The sequence below is a fragment of the Alteromonas sp. BMJM2 genome (assembly GCF_027257845.1).
Classification (GTDB): Bacteria; Pseudomonadota; Gammaproteobacteria; order Enterobacterales; family Alteromonadaceae; genus Alteromonas.
This window is the reverse complement of sequence record NZ_JAPVOT010000014.1, coordinates 97,042-120,135: the sequence shown is the minus strand read 5'-3', so window position 1 is coordinate 120,135 and position 23,094 is coordinate 97,042. Positions and strand designations below refer to the sequence as shown.

Below are 23,094 nucleotides of genomic sequence, written 5' to 3'. Positions count from 1 at the left end.
GGCATTGCTCAAGCGAAAATCATCAGGGCGATAGCGTAACAAAGCTAATAAACGCCGAATGTAGAGCTGCTGTCAGATCTTCTTGTTATCTAAAGAGCTATTGCTTGACAAAGGGGAGTCCATGTAGCCAAATTAAGCGGTAGCTGGGTGCTCTTCCAAGATATCCGTTTTTAATTTTTTTGTTATAACGTACGTTTACTGTACATCACAACCCTGCGCGCTGCCTTACTGCTGGTGAGCATGGACGCAGAAATAAAAATGGATGGTAAAACTAAAAATAACGCTGCTCCAGCAAAAGCGTTGTTTGCCTCAGGTGAAAAACTCAATACGATCATTGATAAAGTGAGTATGATAAATGATCAGATTAGTCTTGCAATAAATCCATCTGCTTCCCTAAAAGCCTTAAAATGTAGCTTAAAAAAATACAATCCGATCAATAATATTAAGCTCAATATAAGGACTTTGTCGTAGTATTCGTTTACTACAGCGTAAAAGATGACTCCTGGTAACATTACAGGAACCAAACAGGTAAATGCCAACTTATGTCTGAGCGTTTTGTTACTCACCGATTTCCCCAGTACTTATAACGCCCCGTTAAGGAGCGAGTGAGGCTTGCTATAATTTGCGACTTTGGAGCCCGGCAAGCCGAAACTAGACTCTCTTAAACGTCTTGTTAGGTTTACTTTAACACCAAGTTCAGTTGGTATTTTTTATTAAACTCATTAATAGCACCTGACCGTATATTATTTTTACTATCAAAACAAAAACTATTTTCCGAACATTCTAAAGTGGTAACAGGATCAATATCCTGAATACCTCTGAACGAGAATATACTAGTGCAACTTGTAGGTTTATTAGTTGCAGAGCCTATGCAAACAAAAGCCATTACGGGTTTCCATTTACAAAGAGTATTTGGATCCAACTCTTTTAAAGGTACTCTAATTGAATGTAACTCTTCAATAATTTCAGGTTGGTAATTGAATTCATATAGTTGAGCAACATCTTTGCCTAGTGCTATATGATAATTAGTACATTGATTTATTGGTGAGTGTGTTCTGTACTCAACTTTGATTTCATATATTAGAGGCTTTTTAATATCCCCATGAATATCAATAAATTTTTCATCAGGATTAGCATATTTAACGAAGCCTCCTTTTGATGAACAACCTGAGATTGCTACAAACAGTAATGTGATGAAGATGAACCTATCCATAGTAAACCTAACAGTTATTATGCAGACCGCATTGTAACAACGAAATAGTTTCATTTTACACGGCCTCCATACTTTATCTATTTCAATAGCTTACCTTGGTTTTAGTAACTATTTCTACCATTTTTTGTGTGGTTATAATGCATGCATGGTAACAACAATAGATTGTTTACCCCTAAGTACATGAATTATCTGGCGTGTGGGCTGGTTTACTTTGATATAAAATGTGTTGTACTAAAACTAGTGTTAGGTGTGAGCTTTTGAAATAGTCAATAGTGGTCGAGAGCATGACTGTTGTAGGTAAAAATATGGATTAATCGAAATCTTTAACGTCCGCTATGCGCCTGATTGCCGTCCAAAAGAATCGCAAGTATGATACTTTTTTTTCACGGAATCTCGTTGATCTAAAGGGTAGTCTGAAATAAGTGTGATACTTAACAGCATAACTTGTTCGTAAACGCTCTCTAAAGCCATTAAAACCGGCCTCAAAGTATGAAACTTTTTTGTCAATTTACATAAAGTATGCTTCTCTCCTTCGCAATTAACTTTAGCTTTTGACTAATATTAATCCTATCAAACACACTGCTGATGGTCGGCTTGGTTTTATCCTCCACACCATTACTGGCTTTCATCGGCCTAGCCTTACTCACTACTACGGGATCATCTGCCACCTCACACTCGCCAATACCTTGGGTCACCCCTTGGTACATACGTCCAGTAATTTACTGGATACAGTGCCAGGCTTCCCCAGTTACTGCACTGACTCCCTGTTAGCCATTCCACCCTCAAGCACTGCATAAGTCTGATTGAGTATTGGACTTTGCGCTATTTTGCACGCTTATCCACTTATACAGCCGAAACAGGTTTACTTGCGTTGTGTACCGCTAACTTCCTATCGCTTGCTTCGGGCCGGCCCCCGGAGACCCCACCCTTGGCCAGTGACGCCCTTGCGATTCGGATTATCTTCCCCTCAATCAGGGGGATGCAGGCATCTATTGTCCTGCTGGGTTTGCCAGCTTCGCTGGGCAAACAAAAAAGGCCTATGTTGTTACAACACAGGCCTTTCTTTGTTTTTATATTGTTAGATAAACAAAACTGTCTAATACCAAATAACGTCTATTTCCAAATACCGTCTTCAGACTTACCTTGAATTTCGCAGTCGCCGGCTTTGTATTCCACCGTCTCTCCGCTGTCTTTCTTTTTAAAGTAATCTTTACTGATAGAAACAATGGTAGGCGTCATCCACACAATGGCAATAATGTTGATGACTGTCATAAGCCCTAACGCCATATCGGCCATGGCCCATACTTGGGGTAGCGCTGCTTGCGCGCCCCAGTAAATCATGCCCAAATACCCAATGGTGTAGGCTGCTCGCCCTGCGCGGTTATCTAGTTTGAACATATGCAGGTTACTTTCGCCGTAGGCATAGTTAGCCACTACCGAGGTGAACGCAAATAAGCTTATTGCCGCAGCAACAAAGTCAGTGCCACCGTCGCCTAAGTGACTGCTCATTGCATCTTGAGTTAGCCGTATGCCTTCCATTTGTTCTGAGCTAGAGCCGCCCGCAAGTAAAATGATAAAGGCGGTAGACGTACATAAAATCATAGTATCTAAAAATACCCCCAGCATTTGTATGTAGCCTTGAGACACGGGGTGATTAGGGTTTGGCGCCGCACTTGCCGCTGCGTGAGGTACCGAGCCGCTGCCAGCCTCGTTTGAGTATAACCCTCGTTGTATTCCGTTTTTAATGGCAGCCCCTAGTGCACCAGCCCCGGCTTCTTGTAAACCAAAGGCCGATTTTATGATGTCTAGCAGCATGGCGGGTAATTCGGTGATGTTGATAAAGGTGATGGTAAGGGCAACAAGCACATAACCAATTCCCATAAACGGCACAACGAACTCGGCAAATCGCGCTATTCCGCGTAAACCGCCCACAACAATGAGTGCGGCAAGTAAAATAATGGCTATGCCTACATATTCGCTTTTGAACGCATAAGCGTTGTTGAGCGCATCGGTAATGGTGTTTGCCTGTACCGCACTAAATACAAATCCGTATCCAAAAAACAAGCACAGTGAGAAGGCAACGGCTAGCCAGGTTTTATTTAAGCCTTGTTTAATGTAGTAAGCAGGGCCACCACGAAACTCGCCGTTTTCGTCTTTTACTTTGTATAGCTGCCCCAGTACGCTCTCAGCAAAGCCGGTGGCCATGCCTAGCAGCGCTATCATCCACATCCAGAATATGGCGCCAGACCCACCAAGAGAAATAGCCACGGCAACGCCTGCTAGGTTACCTGTGCCCACGCGGGCCGATAAACTGGTGCATAGCGCCTGAAAGGAACTGATCCCTTCTTCGCTCGACGTTTTACTGTTTTTGAGTAGCGCAAACATATGGCCAAAATGCCGTAACTGAACGCCGCCTAGCTTTACGGTAAACCAAACACCGCACACCAACAGCATAACGATGAGAACTTGGCCGTCGCCCCACAAAATATTATTCACAAATGAAACGAATTCGTTTATCACGCACTTTCCTTCGTTATTATTTTATTTAGGTGTTTTAGAAAAGACATGGCTTTTAACTGCTCACAAAAGCTGGAGTAAATACAGTGTCTAATTCAGAGAAGTCGGTAATACTAGCATGACCTAAACACAAATAAAGCCATAAAAGTGGCGGTTATTGTGATGAATTATGCATAACTTAAGAAAAAGTATGCAAGTAGAGTAGGGGGTATTTATTTCAGGCAATAAAAAACCGCTCAAAAGAGCGGTTTTTCACAATATGGCTGGGATAGCAGGACTCGAACCTGCGAATGACGGGATCAAAACCCGTTGCCTTACCAGCTTGGCTATATCCCAATAGACAGGTAAAAGATGGTGGCTAAGGCGAGATTCGAACTTGCGACCCCATCATTATGAGTGATGTGCTCTAACCAACTGAGCTACTTAGCCTTTCTTTTGCAAATCATTAAAAAGCCGCTCGTTTGAGCGGCTCTCTAGAATTTGGCTGGGGTAGCAGGACTCGAACCTACGAATGACGGGATCAAAACCCGTTGCCTTACCAACTTGGCTATACCCCAAATGGTGCGGAAGGAGAGACTTGAACTCTCACGCCGTGAAGCACTGGAACCTAAATCCAGCGTGTCTACCAATTCCACCACTCCCGCATAGACACTAGCTGTTACAAAGTTGGCTGGGGTAGCAGGACTCGAACCTACGAATGACGGGATCAAAACCCGTTGCCTTACCAACTTGGCTATACCCCAACTTTGGTGCGGAAGGAGAGACTTGAACTCTCACGCCGTGAAGCACTGGAACCTAAATCCAGCGTGTCTACCAATTCCACCACTCCCGCGCAGCTAGACATTCCTAAAAGAGATAGTGAGAAGTGGTGGCTACGGCGAGATTCGAACTTGCGACCCCATCATTATGAGTGATGTGCTCTAACCAACTGAGCTACGTAGCCTTTCATACTTCTCTTCCCTCTCAGGAAGTGGCGCGTATTATGCGTATATGACTCGCACCCGTCAACCCCTTTTTTGCTAACTTTTTTTAAATGGTTAATATGTGCGCGGAGCCGTTCGAATAACATGCAAAACGCAGCGAATTTGAGCAACCTAACCAGGAAAAGAGGCAATTATCTTTATATTTTCGCATTTACTATTTTGTTACGGGGTAAGCGTGGCCTTTGTTTTGTAGTAACAAATATCAATAGGCCGCGGTGCATACACTTTGTCATGAAAAAACGGGTTATCTAGGGTTTTGCCAGTATTGGTTCGCGATAGATATTCGTCGTGCTCTGGTTTTTGAATATAGTAACTAGGGTGATTATCGTTATGCACCAAGGCCCGTCCAATTTTGCTGCTATCGGTAACCTCTTGTATAACTCCACCGTACTTAGCATCTCCCCTTGGTAGCTTTTGTAGGGCAGGCATTCCGCTTACCACTCTTCCCACCACTGACATGTTTCGGTCTAAATGACGAGGTGCTTGGCCTATTACTATATAAAATTCCGTCGAGGCAGTGTCTTTTTCACTGTTACGAGCAAATGCTACTGTGCCGGGGCAGTGCAGCCCCCACATCTCACCGCGCTCTTCATCTATGCCAACCGCAAAGCCATCTAAAAAACCGGTTTTAGGGGCAAACATGTCGCGCGTTTCAACAACAGAAGCAGCGTGGGATAAAGGGCGTGTAAATTCAGCAGGAATATCGGCTAAAAGCGCGGGTGCTATTTTCTCTTTATCGTGGGTATCGTTACTGCCGGCCTGCGCCACAAAGCCATCTACTACCCGATAAAAATACTGCTTATCGTAAAAGCCTGACTTAATAAGGGCTTTAAAGCGCTCTACGTGTTTTGGCGCAAGGCTAGGGTTAAGTGCAATGACAACATCGCCGTATTCTGTGGTAAACGTCACCGTATCTTCTGATGGCACTTGGTACCAATGGTTACTGCTGCCGCTCATGAGCGCTACCGGGTTGTCCGCACTGTGGGCTTTGGCACTATATGCTAAGGCAAAGGCGACTACAGAAACGATCATTAAGCCAAGTAAGCCGAGGTGCTTCGATGGAGAGGGGGCTTTAGCGTTATTTGTTATAGCGTTATTAACAGTATATTTCGAAGCGTATTGCCAACAGTTATGCAAAGAATGTTGCCAAGAGTGACTTAAAGAAGCGCCTGTATGCTGTTTTCTATAGGAACAGCTTGATTTATTGCTAGAGTACATCGGTATACCTATTTGTGTTCGATATACTTGTTATATCAGTAGCGCAAAGCGCCAACAATCAAAAATCCAAATAAAAAAGCCACTCTTACGAGTGGCTTTCAAAACGTTATCTATACGCAGCCCATAATAAGTAGGCTTACGTTAAAGGCTTATACGTTAAATCTGAAGTGGATAACGTCGCCATCTTTAACGATGTACTCTTTGCCTTCTAAACGCCATTTACCAGCGTCTTTAGCGCCTTGCTCACCGTTATACTCCACAAAGTGGTCGTAACTTACGATTTCGGCGCGAATAAAGCCTTTCTCAAAGTCGGTATGAATTTTACCTGCAGCTTGCGGTGCAGTAGACCCTTCTGGGAATGTCCATGCACGCACCTCCTTTACACCTGCAGTGAAATAGGTTTGCAGTGTAAGTAGCTCGTAACCAGAACGAATAACGCGATTCAGACCAGGCTCTTCCAGCCCCATGTCTTGCATGAATTCTTCGCGCTCGTCGTCTTCAAGCTCAGCAATGTCTGATTCGATAGCGGCACAAACCGCAACAACCGTGGCGTTTTCGCCCTGTGCAATTTCACGCACTTTATCAAGGTAAGGATTGTTTTCGAACCCTTCTTCATTCACGTTAGCAATGTACATGGTAGGCTTAAGGGTAAGCATATTCATGTAGCTAATGGCTGCATGCTCTTCTTTAGTCAGTTCTAAAGAGCGCAGTAATAAACCTTCGTCCAAATGGGGCTTAATTTTTTCAAGCACTTTCAGTTCAAACTTCGCGTCGGCATCGCCGCCTTTAGCGCGTTTAGCCACACGATGCAGGGCTTTTTCTGTTGTTTCTAAATCAGAAAGCGCAAGCTCTGTGTTGATAACGTCAATATCGTCTTGCGGGCTTACGCGACCAGCAACATGAACAATATTTTCATCGTCGAAACAGCGAACAACATGGCCAATAGCATCTGTCTCACGAATGTTAGCTAGAAATTTGTTACCAAGGCCTTCACCTTTCGAAGCACCTTCAACTAACCCAGCGATATCAACAAATTCCATTGTGGTTGGAATAACACGCTGAGGATTTACAATTTTTGCCAACTTATCCAAGCGAAGGTCTGGCACAGGAACAACGCCAGTGTTTGGCTCGATAGTACAAAACGGGAAGTTTGCCGCTTCAATACCTGCTTTTGTTAATGCATTAAAAAGAGTTGATTTACCTACGTTGGGTAGGCCAACAATACCGCATTTAAAACCCATGGTATGGATCCTTGTCTGGAAAAGTTATATCTGGCTCGAACTCACGCTTTGTGAGCATGAAGTCGATTTTGCGCTTGTTTTAGGTCGTCTTTCAGTAAGATTTCGGTACAGCGTACCGCTTCATCAACGGCGCTTTCTATGGCCGTTTTTTCTTCTGCTGAAGGCTTACCAAGAACATGTCCCGTCACTCGGCTTTTATGTCCCGGGTGACCGATACCAATTCGCAAGCGAAGAAAATCTTTATTGTTACCCATTCTTGCCACAATATCGCGAACACCATTCTGACTAGAGCTACCGCCAACTTTATACTTGGCGACTCCCGGAGGAAGGTCTAACTCGTCAAACGCCACTAAAATTTGTTCTGGCTCAATTCGGTAAAAATTCGCAAGTGCTGCTACTGCTTGACCACTTTTATTCATAAAAGTTGTAGGGTAGAGCAATCTAATGTCTTTACCAGCAATAGTAATTCGAGCTGTTTTTCCAAAAAACTTGGATTCGGGTTTTAGCGGGGTATTGTAGGTGTCAGCAAGCTGGTTTAGAAACCATTCGCCGGCATTGTGTCGGGTATTTTCATATTCGGGGCCTGGATTACCCAGACCCACGATAAGGCGAATATCTGCCAAGAGGATTATTCCTCTGTAGCTTCTTCTTCACCGTCTTCATCTGTTTCAGCAGCTTTAGGAGCTGGCTTAACAGTCACAACAGCAAGGTCGTGTGTTTCGTCGTCTTTACCAAGCTCAACAGATTTAACACCTGCTGGTAAAGTAACGTCAGACAAATGAAGTGTTTGGTCCATTTCAACGTTAGCAATGTCTACTTCGATGAACTCTGGAAGATCTTTAGGCTGACACGTAACTTCGATTTCGTTTACGTGGTGCTCAGCAATACCGCCTGCTTTGATAGCAGCAGACTTGTCTTCGTTTATGAAGTGAATTGGAACGTTAGTGTGAACGTCTTGACCAGCAATTACACGTTGGAAATCGATGTGTGTAATTTTTGGCTTGTACGGGTGACGTTGCATATCTTTTACTAGTACTTCAGTCGCTTTACCGTCTACGTTTAGTGTAAGAACGTGAGAGTAAAATGCTTCAAAGTCAGCAGATTTGTTCACTTTGTTGTGATCAAGAGTAATAGATACAGGTGCTTCTTCACCACCGTAAATGATACCAGGCACTTTATCTTCGCGACGTAGGCGGCGGCTCGCACCTTTCCCTAGGTCTGTACGAACAGAAGCGTCTAGGTTAAAAATTGAATTAGACATTATATGTCTCCAATAATAAGTTAATGATGTGGGTTTTTGCGACCAAAACCCACTGTTAACGCGCTGTTGGCTAAAGTAATTATCCTAAGAGCATTACTCGTATATGGCCAATAGTTCACGACCCCGATTTTCAAGGGCGGCGAATTCTACCACCGCACACCCTAACTTACAATTGTAGAGGCAGTAAAAAAGCGCCTCGTAGGGCGCTTTTGTTTTTGCTGATATAAATGGCAATACTGTCAATGCTAGGCTCAAGCTATTGAATCTATCCAACGCGCAGCTATTGGGCTATTTCTGTATCGCGCTAGTGCTCTAGCAGTTTATCGAGCAGTTGCTCTATCGGGTTAACACTTTATCGAGTTAACACTACACGATAGTGCGCTTTACCCTCGCGCAAGCGTTCAACCGCTTCGTTGATTTGGTCGAACTTGAAGGTTTCAGTTACCGGTTCAATACCATGCTGCTCAGCAAAATCTAGCATAGTTTTGATGGTTGCTGGGCTGCCCACAGGTGAGCCAGAAACGCTCTTTTGACCACCAATAAGGTTGAATGCGCCAATATCTAGTGGCTCTAGGGTTGCGCCTACAAAATGTAAACGACCTTTTGGTGCAAGTGTTGATAAGTACAAGTTCCAATCAAGTTTTACATTGACGGTAGAAATAATAAGGTCGAAACGGCCTTCGGCTTTCTTTAGTTCATCTTCATCACGGCTATTAATAGTATCGTGAGCGCCTAATTCGTGGGCTTCTTTCTTCTTAGACTCACTTGAGGTAAATGCAACTACCTTACATCCCCATGCATTCAAGAATTGCAATGCCAAGTGGCCTAAACCACCAATACCTACAACGCCAACCTCAGAGGTAGGTTTGATATCAAATTGAACAAGAGGGTTAAATACAGTGATACCACCGCAAAACAACGGGCCGGCTTTTGTGCCGTCTAGCTTTTCAGGCAGTGGCACTACAGCGCGGGCTTGTGCACGCACTTTTTCAGCAAACCCACCGTGACGACCACCAATGGTCATGGTCGCTTGTTGACATAAATTGTGATCGCCTTCTTCGCAGGTACGACAGTTGTTGCAGTATCCTGCATGCCAGCCAAGACCTACACGTTGTCCAATCTGCAAAGAGGTGACGTGAGCGCCTACTTTGCTAATAGTACCAACTACTTCATGACCTGGCACAAACGGGTATTCGGTAAATCCCCATTCGTTGTCGAGCATGCTTAAATCGCTATGGCAAATGCCGCAACTCTCTACATCAATTTCAACGTCATGACTGGCTAATTCCCCAGGATCGTACTCAAATTTCTCTAACTTTCCACCGGGCTCTTTTGCTGCATATGCGTTTATCATAGCGTTCATCCTTAATTAAATTTGTTTAATAACTTTATTTAGTAAGGGTGATTACGCTTAAATTGGAGTTACGATCAGCATGTATTCACTATTGGATGCTCACTCGGTCAATATTATTACTGCGTTTCTACTCGATTAATGACTTTACTAGTGTCGAGTACTTTAACGTTGAGTACTTCCAGCACGGTGCCAAATTGTGTAATGGTCATCATCTCTGGTTTGGTTACGCCCTCAATTTCAACAATAAGACCGTTTTGATGATATTCCTTATCCAAACCGTGTAACGTAAAACGGTCGCCGTCTTCAGTAATAAACGCAAAAAAGCCGCCCTCTAACTCTTTATAAATGATGCTGCCTTTCAACGTAACACTATCGTTTAAACTCACTTCTTTAGCTTCAGCTTGCGTCACTGGCTCGGCTTTTAATTCAGTGGGTAGGTTTTCCTGCGCCTTCATTTTGTCTGTTTTAGGCTCTTGTTTTTCGTACATAGTCGACTCCACGTTTTTATCTTCTTCTGTACAAGCAGACAAACTGAGTAATGCGGTTAAGACAAGCAGGGCATGGGGGGCTTTGGTACTGATCATTTTCGTTTTCATTGGTACGTCCTCTATTTTTATTAAACATAAACGCTTCTGATGTAGATTGAAAGTGCGCCAGTCAAAACATCTGCAAACTATTTATGGAGGCAATGCTACAGGCGTGCTCGCGTTTTTCGTAGCACTGCGGCTTCTTTTCATCTTACAAAACATGACGGTAGCGGATTAAGGGTATATGCTGATCGTTCGACTTTATTCTAATAACTATCGAGGTCTATATGAAAACAATTGGCTACGCAGCACATTCTTCCGATGCCCACATGGAACCGTATCACTTTGAACGCAGAGCACTGCGCGATAATGACGTGGCTATTGAGATCTTGTACAGCGGAGTGTGCCACTCTGACTTACACACGGTCAATGGGGATTGGGGTCCACAGCCCTATCCATTAGTACCCGGGCACGAAATAGTGGGTAAAGTAATTGATATTGGCTCAGACGTAACCGACTACAGTGTTGGCGATCACGTTGCAGTAGGTTGTATGGTTGATAGTTGTCAAACGTGTGACCAATGTGAGCACAGCGAAGAGCAATACTGTCGTAACGGCATGACGCCTACCTACGGTGCGCCAGACAGAATTTCTGGTGAAACCACACAAGGCGGCTATTCCAAACATATTGTAGTTCGCCAAGAATTTGTATTGCGTGTGCCTGAGGCGCTAGATATTGCTAAGACAGCACCTATTCTTTGTGCAGGTATAACTACGTATTCACCGCTTAAAACATGGAATGTAAAAGCTGGTAGCCGTGTAGGCGTTATCGGTATGGGTGGTTTAGGTCATATGGCGGTAAAACTGGCTGTAGCCATGGGCGCCAAAGTGACTGTTATCTCACGTTCAGACTCAAAAGCGAACGACGCGAAATCAAGTGGTGCAAACGGCATTTTGGTATCGACAGATAAAAAGGCGATGAAAGAAGCTGCGTCAACGTTCGATTTAATTATTGATACTGTTCCAGTAAAACATTCTTTAGATCAGTACACGCCGCTGCTCGATATTGACGGTACGCTCGTCATCGTGGGTCAAATAGGGCCTATGGAAGAGTCTATGACAGCGCCGCTAGTACTGGGCCGACGCCGCGTTGCCGGCTCGCTTATTGGCGGTATAAAAGAAACTCAAGAAGTATTAGATTTTTGTGCTGAACACGGCATTCACCCAGAATGCAAAGTGATAAAAGCAGAGCAGGTAAATGAAGCTTTCGATCATTTGAGAGCCGGTGATGTAGCACATCGCTTTGTTATTGATATGGCAAGCTTATCTGTGTAGCACTTTCGCTATAACGGTTTCGTTATCTTTTTATAAAAATCCTCTACGTAAAAACACCGGCCATTAGCGCCGGTGTTTTTGTATGCGTCATTTTTTTGTCATACGAGCGCCATAGTATTAGGTATAACTCTTTTATCTGTATGAAATATGGCAATTAATGACTCTCAAGCGGTAGGTCGCAATGTGTTATCAAAGCAGGACAATTGGCAACGCTGGTTACTGCTAGCTTTCTTAGTCTATGTCATGCTGCTTGCGGTAAGCATGATAGGCAGTGGTTTTAAATATGCCACGGGCGACCATGCTAAAGAATTGTTTAGCTTTGCGTCCAACCCTATTATGGGGCTTATCATTGGCATGGTGTCTACTGCGCTTATTCAATCATCAAGTACAGTAACCTCTATTATTGTAGGCATGGTGGCCGGTGGTCTTCCCATTACCATAGCGATACCTATGATGATGGGTGCTAATATCGGTACTAGCATTACCAATACATTGGTAAGCTTGGGTCATGTAGCTCGCAAAGAGGAATTTCAGCGAGCGTTTAATGCCGCTACTATTCACGACTTTTTCAACGTTATGTGCGTCCTTATATTTTTGCCACTAGAAATGGCTTTTGGCATTTTAGAATTTATTAGTGGTGAAATTGTACTGCTGTTTAATACTTCACAGTCACTGTCTATTGAAGGGATAAATCCTCTAAAAGCAGCCACTCAACCCGTGACTAATGTGGTAACTAACCTACTTCAATTTTTACCTTCGGTTTATCCAGGTGTGGCAAAAATAATTATTGGGATCGGCCTAATAATGCTGTCGATAACCTATATGGGTAAAATAATGAAGTCACTCATGGTAGGTAAAGCAAAAGAGATGCTACATAAAAGTATTGGAAAGGGGCCTATTTCAGGCATTACTTCCGGTGCTGTGATGACGGTGCTAGTGCAGTCATCATCCACCACTACCTCTCTGATGGTACCATTAGTAGGCAGCGGTATATTAAAAGCGCGAGACATTTACCCATTTACCCTTGGCGCGAATATCGGCACGTGCATTACTGCGCTTATTGCCGCGTTGGGTGTAGTAGGTGTGAATAGCGGGTTTGCCCTTCAAATTGCACTCGTTCATTTAATTTATAACGTGCTGGGCGTAACCGTTATTTATGGTATACCGCTATTACGGGAAATCCCTCTTACCCTGTCTTACCGCTTGTCTGTGGTGGCTTCGGAGCAAAAGCTCTACGGCGCTGCTTATATTGGCGGTTTATTCTTTATTCTACCCTTAGGCGCCATATTCACTACCATGTGAGGTGATAGGTATTGATTCCTGAGTACAAGCCATGAATTAAAGCTTCCAACACATGCGCCGCCCACAAGGAACGCTATCATGGAGCGCTATCAAGAAGTGCTAACAGGAAGTGCTAAGATGAAGAGGCGGGGCTACCTAGCGTTACCTAACATGTAGAAAAACCACAGCTTTCATTATATGGTGATGTGAATTTCACGGTAAAACTGGTTTTTATGAATCACGATATGAATTTAGTTTTTGTCCATGGCTCCGGCTGTAGTCATCACGTTTGGTCCCATCAGGTTTCTTTTTTTCAACATGGTGTTGCTGTAGATCTTCCCGGTCACCCAGAGGGCGATGCACTACTAAGTGTTGCTGCCATGTCGCAATGGCTGTTATCTACCTTAGAAAAGCAGAGTGTAGATAATGTGGTGCTTGTGGGGCATTCTTTAGGAAGTGCTGTGGTATTACAAGCTGCGCTGGCACATTCAAGCAGAGTAAAGGCGTTGGTTTTAATTGGAAGTGGTGCAAGGTTAAAGGTATTGCCTCAGTTTTTAAATGCGCTTACTGAAATAGTGGATAAGAATGGCCCGCTGCCAGAGTTTTTAATTGCACCTAACCAAGCAATAGATGAGCCGCTCAGAACGCAAATAAACACTGCCATGGTGGAAAACGGTGCTGCTGTAATGCTGACGGATTTTCTAGCCTGCAACGATTTCGATGTGATGGATACGTTAAGTCGCATTACAATACCGGTGCAATTAATAGTGGGGAGTGAAGATGTGATGACGCCCGTTAAATATTCTCAATTCTTAAGCGAGAAACTGCAAAACGCGAGCCTTGAGATCATTGATGGCGGCACACATATGGTATTTGCCGAGCAGCCTGAGCGAGTCAATCAGTGCATACAGCGGTTTATCAATAGTATTTGTGAATAAACGAGGGTGCGGCCTCATTTCTGCTAGCAATAAAAAAGCGAGCTTGCGCTCGCTTTCTCTATGTTATTGCTTATTCGCTGTGTAGTCTCAGCTAGCCCGAATTTAGTACTCGAACATCGCAGAAATTGACTCTTCATTGCTAATACGGCGAATAGTTTCGGCCAGCATTTCAGAAAGAGTAAGCTGCTTCACTTTACCCATTTTACGCATTTCTGGGCTTAACGGGATAGAGTCGGTAACCACAATCTCATCAATTACTGAATCGCGTAAGTTCGTTACCGCGTTACCCGAGAAAATAGCGTGGGTAGCGTAAGCATACACTTTACGAGCACCATGTGCTTTTAGCGCTTCTGCCGCTTTAGCAAGCGTACCGCCAGTATCAATCATGTCATCCACAATAATACAGTCGCGATCTTTAACATCACCGATAATATTCATTACCTGAGCAACGTTCGCTTTAGGGCGACGTTTATCGATAATGGCTAAGTCAGTATCGTTAAGCAGTTTTGCTGTTGCACGGGCTCTTACTACACCGCCGATATCTGGCGATACCACTACGGGGTCAGCAAAGTCACGTCTTACCATGTCTGCAAGTAGGATAGGGGTACCAAACGCATTATCTACTGGTACATCAAAGAACCCTTGAATTTGCTCGGCATGAAGATCGATAGTAAGAACACGATCAACACCCACGTTTGACAAGAAATCTGCCACAACTTTTGCAGTGATAGGTACTCTTGCTGAGCGAACTCGACGGTCTTGACGAGCGTAACCAAAGTATGGAATTACCGCTGTTATACGGCCTGCTGATGCGCGGCGCAGTGCGTCGATCATCACAATAAGTTCCATCAGGTTATCGTTGGTAGGGGCACACGTAGACTGAATAATAAAAACGTCCGAACCACGGACGTTTTCATGAATTTCTACGCTAATCTCACCGTCGCTGAAACGGCCAACTTTGGCATTTCCAAGCTTGGTGTAGAGACGGTCGGCGACTTTCTGGGCAAGTTCTGGTACGGCATTACCTGCAAAGAGCTTCATATCTGGCACAAGTGGTTTCCTCAGTGCGTTGATAAAAGAGATTTGGCTGGGGTAGCAGGACTCGAACCTACGAATGGCGGGATCAAAACCCGCTGCCTTACCAACTTGGCTATACCCCAATTTTTAAGTTCTGTCCGATGTGGCGTTCACGCTATTTATATTGTTCTAATTTATTCAATAGTGGTGAGCTATTTACGCCCTTTGCAACAAACCCCTGCCAAGCGTTAGGCAATTTAGCCAAAACGTGCTCTGCTGAGGTTTTATCGGAAAAAGTAGCAAATACGCATGCACCTGTGCCCGTCATTCTCGACGGTGCGTAGTGTAACAACCACTGTAATAAATTTGCAACTTCCGGATGGCAATTCGCGACTAATTGCTGACAATCATTGCGAGTTTCTTCAAATTTATAGTCTTTCCACTGAATTGGCGGCGTATTTCTAGGCAGGTCAGGGTGGGTAAACACCGCACCAGTGCTAACGTGTACATTAGGGTTTGCCACCAAATACCACTTCTCTTCTTGAGAGGCGGGTGTGATGTCTTCACCTATACCGCCAGCAAATGCCGTTTTGCCGCGTACAAATATAGGTACATCTGCCCCAAGGGTTAAGCCAAGGTGCGCCAATTCGTCTTCATTGAGTTCGGTTTTCCACAGCTGATTAAGGGCAACTAATGTGGTTGCTGCATTTGATGAGCCCCCGCCAATACCGCCCCCCATAGGCAAACGCTTATTTAAAGAGATGCTTACGCCGTGCATCGTTTGGGTTTTGTCTGCGAGTAATTTGGCCGCTCTGATAATGAGGTTGTCTTCGTCGGGCACACCTTCAAGGGGCGTCGCCATGGTTATTTTTTCATCATCAGTAATGTCGAAGGCTAGCTCGTCACCGTAATCAAGCATTTGAAACAGACTTTGCAGCTGATGATACCCATTATCAAAACGACCTAATATATGTAAAAAAATATTGAGCTTTGCCGGAGAGGGCCACCATTGTTGTTTTTGACCATTGCCCTGCGATGTTTTTTTTGTTTCAACGTTTTCAACCCCAGCGTTATTTTTTGAGGAATTAGCAACGAAAGACTTAGCCGTTTTCGAGCTGGTCATTAAAGAGCCAGCAGTTAAAGAGCCAGTCGTTAAAGAGTCGGTTAAAGAATCAGTCGTCATAGCGCGGTCCATTCATAAATTTTTATCTTTAACTGTGTTTGTGGGGCTAAGGGCGTTTCTGCTTGAGTGAGCGTAATACTGTGGGGAAGCCATACTCCGTTTTCTTCACTATTTTCAAGGTTATCGGTAAACACTTTGCCGTACTGCCCGTATTTTACCGACCAGTTGCTACAGCCAGTGCAGCCGCTTTCAAGCGTGTCAACAAGGCCTTTGTCGGTAAGGGTAAACGTATCGTCTCTAAGAGGAAGCCCCTTTACCCAAGAGAGTAATGGCGCAACAGGAATGACAATACCGGTGGTTCTGTAGATGAGTAATTCTGGATCTGCGTCGTAATACGTTTCGCCATCAGCGGTTAATGAGGACTGTTTACTGGTTACATTTAAATCAACCATACTTACGCCAAGAAAATTACTTAATCTAAAATCAAAATCGCCTGAATCGTTTTTCCAGACTAAATTTAAGCTCGCGGCCTCGTTGCCTTGTCTGAATGCGATTTTTCCACGCATTTGCCAGTGGCGAATCTCTGCCACTTTTTCTAGCTGCGAAGTGAGGTTTACTGCGTGCTCTGGGCCTGTTGGAACAGTTGTGCAGGCACTTAAAAACGCGCCCGTTAAGATGATTAAAGTAATTGCACGCCACATGGTATGAAAAATTTCCCTGAGAGTTAAAGCGAAAACATCGCATATATTATGTGAACACAGTTTCACGAGCACTTTCAATCATTTTGGCTTTTTCGTACAATGCGCGTCCGACGTTGCCAGCATAGATTTTATGACTTTACTTGCCCTTGGCATAAACCACAAGACAGCACCAGTAGCACTTCGCGAAAAAGTGGCTTTTACACCAGATTCTCTGGTGGATGCGCTTGCGAGTTTGAAAGCTGTAGATGGGGTTGATGAAACTGTTATTGTATCAACGTGCAACCGAACCGAACTTTACGTCAACACGCAGGATGAGAGCGGCGAAAAAATCTTGCAGTGGCTCAGCGACTTTCATCATCTAGATGTAAAAGAGATTGAGAGCAACAGTTATCTGCTCACAAAAGATGACGCCGTTAAGCATATCATGCGGGTAGCCAGTGGCTTGGACTCGCTTATTCTCGGCGAACCGCAAATTCTTGGTCAAATTAAGCAAGCATTCGGCGATGCTAAGCATTCGGGTATGATTAGCAGCGAGTTCGATAAGCTATTTCAGCATACCTTTAACGTGGCCAAACGGGTTCGAAGTGAAACCGATATTGGCGCCAATGCCGTAAGCGTGGCTTATGCCGCGGTGCAGTTGGCCAAGCATATTTTTGCCGAATTGCCAAAACGCTCGGTGTTATTGGTGGGAGCTGGTGAAACCATCGAGTTGGTGGCCCAGCATTTAAAAGAACAGGGCGTAAAGCATTTGGCTGTGGCTAATCGCACCGTGGCAAGAGCAGAAGCGTTAGCACAAAAGCTCGATGCTAGCGTGTATACACTGTCTCAAGTGCCCGAACATTTAAAAGAATTCGATATTGTTATCAGTTCAACCGCCAGTCAACTTCCATTAATTGGAAAGGGAATGGTGGAAAAAGCACTCAAACAGCGCAAGAATATGCCAATGTTTCTGGTTGATCTTGCGGTGCCAAGAGATATTGAGTCTGAAGTTAACGAGCTAGGCGATGCTTATCTTTATACGGTTGACGACCTTCAGCATATTGTTCAGAAAAACCTAGAAAACAGAGAGCAAGCTGCATTAGAGGCGCAAAAGCTTATCGATAAGCAAGCGACTGATTACATGGCTTGGAAACAGTCTCAACAGTCTATAGATTTAGTCAAGCAATACCGCCAAAAAGGGCTATTGCAACGCGACGATATTGTTGAAAAAGCAAAAGCACAGTTAGAAGAAGGCAAAAGCGCAGACCTTGTATTAGAGGAAATGGCGTATAAGCTAACCAATACATTGCTGCATCCAACAACGTTAGCACTTCGTGAAGCGGCTAAGCATGACGACCCGTCGTTGAGCCGTTGGATGGGACAGGCATTAGATTTATCTGATAACTCATCAGATGAACATAAATAAGGTAATAAAAAGAATATGAAAGAGTCGGTCGTTAGAAAACTCGAACACCTCGTTGAGCGTTTCGAAGAAGTTCAGGCTTTACTTGGAGACCCTCACGTAATCGGCAATCAGGACAAGTTTCGCAACTTATCAAAAGAGTTCAGTCAGCTTGAAGGCGTTGTTGATGGCTTTAATGCTTATCAAAAGGCACAGGAAGACCTTGCCTCAGCACAAGAGATGATGAATGAAGATGATGCCGAAATGCGCGAGATGGCGCAAGAAGAGTATAAAGAGGCTAAAGCTGAAATAGAGCGCCTTGAAACCGATCTTCAATTGTTACTGCTGCCAAAAGATCCTAACGACGACAATAACTGTTTCTTAGAGGTACGAGCGGGTGCTGGCGGTGACGAGGCAGGAATTTTTGCCGGCGATCTGTTCCGCATGTATAGCCGATATGCTGAGAGTAAAGGCTGGCGCGTAGAATTAATTAGCGCTAATGAAGGCGAGCACGGCGGATATAAAGAAGTGGTTGCCAATATTAGCGGCGAAGGCGTTTACGGAAACTTGAAGTTTGAGTCTGGCGGACACCGTGTTCAGCGGGTACCAGAAACCGAATCTCAAGGCCGCATTCACACCTCTGCGTGTACAGTGGCGATATTGCCAGAAATTCCAGAATCTGAGGCCATCGAAATTAACCCTGCTGAGCTGCGAATAGACACATTCCGTGCATCAGGAGCCGGTGGTCAGCACGTTAACAAAACCGATTCTGCTATTCGAATTACCCACTTGCCTTCAGGGCTTGTGGTTGAGTGTCAAGACGAGCGTTCGCAGCATAAAAACCGTGCTAAGGCCATGTCAGTATTGCAGGCTCGATTGAATCAAATTGAAGAAGAAAAACGTGCGGCAGAAGAAGCGTCTACGCGTAAAAGTTTGGTAGGAAGTGGCGATCGTTCAGAGCGCATCAGAACCTACAATTTCCCACAAGGACGAGTGACTGATCATCGAATCAACCTTACCATCTATCGTTTAGATGAAGTTATTGCTGGTGATTTGAGTCAACTTATCAATCCTATTTTGCAGGAACATCAAGCAGACCTACTTGCGTCTTTATCTGACGAATAATATGCGTATCGACGAAGCCTTAACATGGGCTGTGGCGTTGTTAGAGGGTGGCGAATCACCCTCTGTCGACGCCAAAGTACTGCTAGCAAATACCCTTAACGTTAATCAAACCTATTTGTTTACCTGGCCCGATAAGGTGCTAGATAGTCAATCGCTTCACAGGTTTCAAAAAGCGGTAGAGCGCAGACGTCTTGGTGAGCCCGTAGCCTATATTATCGGCGAGCGAGATTTTTGGACGCTCAAGTTAGCCACATCCCCTCATACACTCATCCCCAGGCCCGATACAGAAGTATTGGTAGAGCAAGTGCTTAAGCGCATTCCTAGTGACATTACTCGTCAAACCCAGTCGTCTTTTTCTATATGTGACCTGGGTTCCGGAACGGGGGCGATAGCCTTAGCGCTGGCATCGGAGCTTCCTCATGTTCACGTAACCGGTGTCGATTTTAAGGCACAGGCTGTGGAGCTTGCCAAACAAAATGCCGTAAACAACGGTATAAAGAATGTTACATTTTTACACAGCGACTGGTTTACTGAACTTGGCGATAAGCAGTTTAATATTATTGTGTCTAACCCACCGTACATTGAAGATACCAGCGATTATCTTTCACAGGGTGATGTAAAGTTTGAGCCTAAATCGGCGCTTACATCGGGCGAAGACGGCCTTCGTGATATTCGACACATTATTAGCGTGTCTCAAGAATATTTATTATCGGATGGACTTCTGGCATTTGAACATGGCTTCAACCAGGGTGCCGCGGTGGCCGAGTTGCTCGGTGAAGCTGGCTTTATTGATGTCGAAACAATTAAAGACTACGGTGGAAACGACAGAGTGACTCTTGGTCGCTGCGGTTAAAATTTTTTACACGGGCCGATGAAAGAATGTACATTAACGACTACTCTCTTTCGGTAGCAATAATAAAAATATAAAGGATATATGCCCGATGAACGATGACTTTCTTTTTGCAGAAGATGAGAAAGATACCAATACTGAAAGTCTTGGCAGTTGGAAAATACTGATTGTCGACGACGAACCAGAAGTTCATACCGTGACAAAGCTTGTGCTTAATGACTTCAGTTTAGACGGAAAAACCATAGAGTTCATTAGTGCTAATAGCGGTGAAGAAGCTAAAGCTATGTTTCGCGAGCACAGAAATATAGCGGTAGTGTTACTTGATGTGGTGATGGAAACCGATGACGCTGGTCTTCAAGTAGCAAATTACGTTCGCAATGAATTAGATAATCACTTTACCCGCATTATTTTGCGCACCGGACAGCCTGGTCAAGCGCCAGAAAAAGACGTTATCATTAACTACGATATTAACGACTATAAGTCTAAAACCGAATTAACCGCCCAAAAGCTCTTCACTGTTATTATTGCGGCCTTGCGTTCTTATCGCGATATTATGGTGATTGAGGAAAACAGAGCGGGCCTTGAGAAGATTATTGATGCGTCGGTGGATTTGTTTTCTTCCCAGTCTTTAGAAAAATTTATGCAGGGGATAATTCAACAGCTAGCGTCTATCCTTGGGTGTTCTAAAGATGCGGCTTATATTACTACCGCTGTCGCCACAACGTCTCGCACTCTCGATGTAGACAATAATAAAGTAGACAATAATAAAGTAGACGATGATGAGCTGTATGTGTTTGCCGGTAATGGTGAATATTCGTCAAAGGAAGGGTTACTGCTTAAAAACGCAATCAACGATAAAGAATATGCGTTGTGCGTGCAGGCGATGCAGGACAAACAGATAGTCTACGCAGAAGATCACGTTGTGGCGTATTGCAACAGCAAGTCGCACAAGGGCGCGTTACTCTATCTTTCTGGGCTGCCTCGGCGGTTATGTGAAAGTGATAAGCACCTTATCAAGCGTTTCTCTAACAGCGTTCAGCTTGCGTTTGATAATGTGCTTAAAACCGTAGATTTAGAAGGCACGCAAAGAGAAATTATCGAGCGTTTAGGCCACGCACTAGAGCATGAGTCTAGCGATGCAAACCATATTAAGCGCATGGCTGAAATGGCAGGGCTGATGGCGAACAAACTGTCTATGCCTGAGCAAGAAATTGATACGTTTAAACTTGCGGTATCGCTGCACGATGTAGGCACTTCACGCGTACCTAAAGCTATATTGCATAAAACGACAGAGTTAACCGACGATGATATTTTTGCTATCCGTCAGCATGCCGAGTTTGGCTATCAAATTTTAAAAGACTCTTCTCGCCCTACAATCCAGCTAGCAGCTACCTTAGCCCGTCAGCATCACGAGCGATGGGATGGGGAAGGATATCCAGAGGGTCTAAAGGGCGAGGAAATCGACCAGAAAAGCCGGATCGCAACACTGCTAGATGTGTTCGACGCCTTGCTGAATGAACGACTTTACAAACCGGCTTGGAACATTGACAAGGTAGTTAATACCATAAAAGCAGAAAGTGGTCGGCATTTTGAGCCAGCGCTGGTGACTTGCTTACTTAATCATTTACCTGCGTTTCTGGCTATTCAGTCGCAGTATCCAAATAAAAACTTATAACAGGAATATTCAATATGTACATGATGGCGAAACACCTTCACTTGACCGCAGTAGCGTTAAGCATTCTCTTCTTTATTTTTCGATTTGTGTGGGCACAATTTGACGCCACCGTGTTGGCGAAAAAATGGATAAAAATCTTACCTCATATCATCGATACTATATTGCTCGGTAGTGCACTGTGGCTATGCGTTATTTTATCTCAATACCCCTTTGCTAATGCATGGCTTACCTTCAAACTATTTGGCGTTGTGCTATACATCGTGTTTGGTTTGTTTGCGCTTAAAAAAGCGAAGACTGCAGCGGGTCGCTGGGGCTTTTTTATTGCGGCACTAGCCGTGCTTATGGCTACGGCAATGGTTGCGGTAACCAAGCAACCACTTTTCTAGAATTCGTTATCGGAAGTAAACATGTCTGAATCAAAACAAGTAATCCGTGTTGGTGACGTTGACGTTGCCAATCATCTTCCCTTCGTGCTTTTTGGCGGAATGAATGTATTAGAGTCGAGAGACTTGGCAATGCGAATAGCGGAGCATTATGTTGAAGTAACGCAAAAACTCAATATTCCGTATGTATTCAAAGCGTCTTTTGATAAAGCCAACCGCTCTTCAGTGACTTCATATCGAGGCCCTGGAATGGAAGAGGGCTTGCGTATTTTTGAAGAGATAAAATCGACCTTCAATGTGCCGCTTATCACTGATGTACATGAACCTCATCAAGCAGCGCCAGTGGCGGAAGTGGTAGATGTTATTCAGCTTCCCGCTTTTCTAGCACGACAAACCGACTTGGTTGTGGCGATGGCGAAAACGGGTAACGTAATTAACGTTAAAAAGCCTCAGTTTTTGGCACCTCATGAAATGCGCCATATTATCGGTAAGCTCAGTGAAGCGGGTAACGATAAGGTTATTCTGTGCGAACGAGGCAGCAGTTTTGGCTATAACAATTTAGTGGTTGATATGCTGGGTATGGATGCAATGAAAGCTTACGCGCCGGTCATATTTGATGCGACTCATGCACTTCAAATGCCAGGGGGGCGTGCTACCTCTGCAGATGGCCGTCGAGCGCAGGCAGCGCAGTTGGCAAGAAGTGGAATGGCATTAGGTTTGGGCGGCTTATTTATTGAAGCGCATCCTAACCCTGATGAAGCAAAATGCGATGGCCCATGTGCGTTGCCGCTGTCTAAATTGGAGCCGTACTTGCAGCAAATGCAGGCACTAGACGAACTAGTGAAGGGCTTTGAAGCCTTAGATACAAGTAATTCGTAATGGGTAACTTGTTAGCGAAGTTAATCTGACAAGCAGTTGAGGCGATACTGATAGCGTATGCCGGTGAGTTACACCGGCATCCGGATCAGGTGT

22 protein-coding genes and 8 tRNA genes are annotated in these 23,094 nt (G+C 44.4%); 11 read left to right on the top strand and 19 right to left on the bottom strand.

Features of this window, described 5'->3' with window-relative positions; all coding sequences use genetic code 11:
* Nucleotides 1-240: 240 nt before the first annotated feature.
* Complete coding sequence (locus tag O9X84_RS14650; protein WP_269520445.1) at nt 241-471, top strand: hypothetical protein; 231 nt, start codon at nt 241-243, stop codon at nt 469-471.
* A 208-nt stretch (nt 472-679) separates the two neighbouring features.
* Here the strand turns inward: O9X84_RS14650 and O9X84_RS14645 are convergent, their stop codons facing one another.
* Nucleotides 680-1,213 (bottom strand): hypothetical protein, encoded by a 534-nt coding sequence (locus tag O9X84_RS14645; protein ID WP_269520444.1) that lies wholly within the window; start codon nt 1,211-1,213, stop codon nt 680-682.
* A 551-nt stretch (nt 1,214-1,764) separates the two neighbouring features.
* Between O9X84_RS14645 and O9X84_RS14640 the strand changes: the two genes are divergently transcribed.
* Nucleotides 1,765-2,010 (top strand): hypothetical protein, encoded by a 246-nt coding sequence (locus O9X84_RS14640; RefSeq protein ID WP_269520443.1) that lies wholly within the window; start codon nt 1,765-1,767, stop codon nt 2,008-2,010.
* Nucleotides 2,011-2,326: 316 nt separating this feature from the next.
* Here O9X84_RS14640 and O9X84_RS14635 read toward each other — a convergent pair whose 3' ends face one another.
* The 14 genes from O9X84_RS14635 to O9X84_RS14570 form a co-directional block, all read right to left on the bottom strand.
* Nucleotides 2,327-3,733 (bottom strand): alanine/glycine:cation symporter family protein, encoded by a 1,407-nt coding sequence (locus tag O9X84_RS14635; RefSeq protein ID WP_269520442.1) that lies wholly within the window; start codon nt 3,731-3,733, stop codon nt 2,327-2,329.
* Nucleotides 3,734-3,990: 257 nt separating this feature from the next.
* A tRNA-Gln gene (locus tag O9X84_RS14630) sits at nt 3,991-4,066 on the bottom strand.
* 16 nt (nt 4,067-4,082) lie between these two features.
* Nucleotides 4,083-4,159, bottom strand: a tRNA-Met gene (locus tag O9X84_RS14625).
* 52 nt (nt 4,160-4,211) lie between these two features.
* A tRNA-Gln gene (locus tag O9X84_RS14620) sits at nt 4,212-4,287 on the bottom strand.
* Nucleotides 4,288-4,289: 2 nt separating this feature from the next.
* Nucleotides 4,290-4,374 (bottom strand) — tRNA-Leu (locus O9X84_RS14615).
* A gap of 23 nt (nt 4,375-4,397) precedes the next feature.
* Nucleotides 4,398-4,473 (bottom strand) — tRNA-Gln (locus O9X84_RS14610).
* A gap of 4 nt (nt 4,474-4,477) precedes the next feature.
* Nucleotides 4,478-4,562, bottom strand: a tRNA-Leu gene (locus O9X84_RS14605).
* A 34-nt stretch (nt 4,563-4,596) separates the two neighbouring features.
* Nucleotides 4,597-4,673: transfer RNA gene (locus O9X84_RS14600), tRNA-Met, on the bottom strand.
* A gap of 202 nt (nt 4,674-4,875) precedes the next feature.
* Nucleotides 4,876-5,745 carry a peptidylprolyl isomerase gene (locus O9X84_RS14595; protein ID WP_269520441.1) on the bottom strand — a complete coding sequence of 290 codons (870 nt, stop codon included), beginning with the start codon at nt 5,743-5,745 and terminating at the stop codon, nt 4,876-4,878.
* Between the two features lie 335 nt (nt 5,746-6,080).
* On the bottom strand, nt 6,081-7,172 hold the full coding sequence (gene ychF, locus O9X84_RS14590; RefSeq protein WP_269520440.1) for a redox-regulated ATPase YchF: 1,092 nt from the start codon (nt 7,170-7,172) through the stop codon (nt 6,081-6,083).
* A gap of 41 nt (nt 7,173-7,213) precedes the next feature.
* A complete protein-coding gene (gene pth / locus O9X84_RS14585) occupies nt 7,214-7,795 on the bottom strand; it encodes an aminoacyl-tRNA hydrolase (RefSeq protein WP_032097038.1) in 582 nt (193 codons plus the stop codon).
* A 5-nt stretch (nt 7,796-7,800) separates the two neighbouring features.
* On the bottom strand, nt 7,801-8,433 hold the full coding sequence (locus O9X84_RS14580) for a 50S ribosomal protein L25/general stress protein Ctc (protein ID WP_269520439.1): 633 nt from the start codon (nt 8,431-8,433) through the stop codon (nt 7,801-7,803).
* A 352-nt stretch (nt 8,434-8,785) separates the two neighbouring features.
* Nucleotides 8,786-9,787 (bottom strand): NADPH-dependent aldehyde reductase Ahr, encoded by a 1,002-nt coding sequence (gene ahr, locus O9X84_RS14575; RefSeq protein ID WP_269520438.1) that lies wholly within the window; start codon nt 9,785-9,787, stop codon nt 8,786-8,788.
* Nucleotides 9,788-9,903: 116 nt separating this feature from the next.
* Nucleotides 9,904-10,383: a ribose-phosphate pyrophosphokinase gene (locus O9X84_RS14570; RefSeq protein ID WP_269520437.1), complete on the bottom strand. Its 480-nt coding sequence runs from the start codon at nt 10,381-10,383 to the stop codon at nt 9,904-9,906.
* A 218-nt stretch (nt 10,384-10,601) separates the two neighbouring features.
* Here O9X84_RS14570 and O9X84_RS14565 point away from each other — a divergent pair, with 218 nt between their 5' ends.
* The 3 genes from O9X84_RS14565 to O9X84_RS14555 all read left to right on the top strand — a co-directional run bounded on the left by O9X84_RS14565 (nt 10,602) and on the right by O9X84_RS14555 (nt 13,867).
* A complete protein-coding gene (locus O9X84_RS14565) occupies nt 10,602-11,648 on the top strand; it encodes an NAD(P)-dependent alcohol dehydrogenase (RefSeq protein WP_269520436.1) in 1,047 nt (348 codons plus the stop codon).
* Nucleotides 11,649-11,795: 147 nt separating this feature from the next.
* Nucleotides 11,796-12,950, top strand: coding sequence for a Na/Pi symporter (locus O9X84_RS14560; protein ID WP_269520435.1), 1,155 nt, complete (start codon nt 11,796-11,798; stop codon nt 12,948-12,950).
* Nucleotides 12,951-13,174: 224 nt separating this feature from the next.
* Nucleotides 13,175-13,867: an alpha/beta fold hydrolase gene (locus O9X84_RS14555; protein ID WP_269520434.1), complete on the top strand. Its 693-nt coding sequence runs from the start codon at nt 13,175-13,177 to the stop codon at nt 13,865-13,867.
* A 102-nt stretch (nt 13,868-13,969) separates the two neighbouring features.
* Here O9X84_RS14555 and O9X84_RS14550 read toward each other — a convergent pair whose 3' ends face one another.
* From O9X84_RS14550 to lolB, 4 genes are all read right to left on the bottom strand, one after another.
* Complete coding sequence (locus tag O9X84_RS14550) at nt 13,970-14,908, bottom strand: ribose-phosphate pyrophosphokinase (protein WP_269520448.1); 939 nt, start codon at nt 14,906-14,908, stop codon at nt 13,970-13,972.
* 43 nt (nt 14,909-14,951) lie between these two features.
* Nucleotides 14,952-15,027, bottom strand: a tRNA-Gln gene (locus O9X84_RS14545).
* 32 nt (nt 15,028-15,059) lie between these two features.
* On the bottom strand, nt 15,060-16,067 hold the full coding sequence (gene ispE / locus O9X84_RS14540; protein ID WP_269520433.1) for a 4-(cytidine 5'-diphospho)-2-C-methyl-D-erythritol kinase: 1,008 nt from the start codon (nt 16,065-16,067) through the stop codon (nt 15,060-15,062).
* Nucleotides 16,064-16,708 (bottom strand): lipoprotein insertase outer membrane protein LolB, encoded by a 645-nt coding sequence (gene lolB / locus O9X84_RS14535; RefSeq protein ID WP_269520432.1) that lies wholly within the window; start codon nt 16,706-16,708, stop codon nt 16,064-16,066. Before lolB ends, ispE begins: the two co-directional genes overlap by 4 nt.
* A 130-nt stretch (nt 16,709-16,838) precedes the next feature.
* Between lolB and hemA the strand changes: the two genes are divergently transcribed.
* From hemA to kdsA, 6 genes are all read left to right on the top strand, one after another.
* Nucleotides 16,839-18,113, top strand: coding sequence for a glutamyl-tRNA reductase (gene hemA / locus O9X84_RS14530; RefSeq protein WP_269520431.1), 1,275 nt, complete (start codon nt 16,839-16,841; stop codon nt 18,111-18,113).
* 15 nt (nt 18,114-18,128) lie between these two features.
* Entirely contained in the window at nt 18,129-19,214 is a 1,086-nt protein-coding gene (gene prfA, locus O9X84_RS14525) for a peptide chain release factor 1 (RefSeq protein WP_269520430.1), read from the top strand.
* Nucleotide 19,215: 1 nt separating this feature from the next.
* Complete coding sequence (gene prmC / locus O9X84_RS14520) at nt 19,216-20,067, top strand: peptide chain release factor N(5)-glutamine methyltransferase (protein ID WP_269520429.1); 852 nt, start codon at nt 19,216-19,218, stop codon at nt 20,065-20,067.
* A gap of 88 nt (nt 20,068-20,155) precedes the next feature.
* Nucleotides 20,156-21,739: a response regulator gene (locus O9X84_RS14515; protein WP_269520428.1), complete on the top strand. Its 1,584-nt coding sequence runs from the start codon at nt 20,156-20,158 to the stop codon at nt 21,737-21,739.
* A 14-nt stretch (nt 21,740-21,753) separates the two neighbouring features.
* Nucleotides 21,754-22,125: a SirB2 family protein gene (locus tag O9X84_RS14510; RefSeq protein WP_269520427.1), complete on the top strand. Its 372-nt coding sequence runs from the start codon at nt 21,754-21,756 to the stop codon at nt 22,123-22,125.
* 21 nt (nt 22,126-22,146) lie between these two features.
* Nucleotides 22,147-23,001 (top strand): 3-deoxy-8-phosphooctulonate synthase, encoded by an 855-nt coding sequence (kdsA, locus tag O9X84_RS14505; RefSeq protein WP_269520426.1) that lies wholly within the window; start codon nt 22,147-22,149, stop codon nt 22,999-23,001.
* Nucleotides 23,002-23,094 lie beyond the last annotated feature (93 nt).